Origin of the sequence: Desertibacillus haloalkaliphilus, from assembly GCF_019039105.1 — a bacterium.
Classification (GTDB): domain Bacteria; phylum Bacillota; class Bacilli; order Bacillales; family KJ1-10-99; genus Desertibacillus; species Desertibacillus haloalkaliphilus.
In genome coordinates this window covers 1-543 of the sequence record NZ_JAHPIV010000070.1, presented here as the reverse complement: position 1 = coordinate 543, position 543 = coordinate 1, and the positions used below count along the sequence as shown (strand labels likewise).

Genomic DNA, 543 nt, shown 5'->3' with positions numbered 1-543 from the left:
AGAGGAGAAGGAGAGAGGGGGGAAGGGAAGGGAGGAAGAAGGAGAAGAGGAGGAGAAGAAAGGAGAGGGGGAGAGGAAAAAAGGGGAAGGAGAAAAGGAAAAGAAGAAGAAGGGAGGAAGAAGGAGGGAAGAGGAAGAAAGGGAAGAAAGGAGGAAGGAGAAAAGAAGAGGGAGGGAGGAAGGGGGGAGGAGAGGAAAGAGAGGGGGGGAGGGAAGAAAAAGGAAAGGGAGAAGAGGGAGGGGAAGGGAAGGGAAAGAAAAAGAAAGAAAAGGAGAAAGAAGGGAAAGAAGAAGAGGGAAGAAGGAGGGGGAAAGAGGGGGAAGGAAGGAGGGGGAGGAAAGAGAGAGAAGGAGGGGAAGGAAGGAGGAGGGGAAAGAAAAAGGAGGAAAAGGGGAGGGGAAGGGGAAAAGGGGGAGAGGGAGGAAAGAAGAGGAGAGGGGAAGGAAAAGGGGAGAGGGGAAAGGAGGAGAGAGGGGGAGGAAAAAAAGGGGAGAAGGAGAAGAGAGGGGAGGGAAAGGAAGAGGAGGAGAGAAAGAGGGGGG

General features: G+C 53.6%; 1 protein-coding gene. It reads left to right on the top strand.

Features of this window, described 5'->3' with window-relative positions; all coding sequences use genetic code 11:
* Positions 1-543: hypothetical protein (locus KH400_RS29620; RefSeq protein WP_217227932.1), on the top strand; the 543-nt coding region annotated here is incomplete at both ends.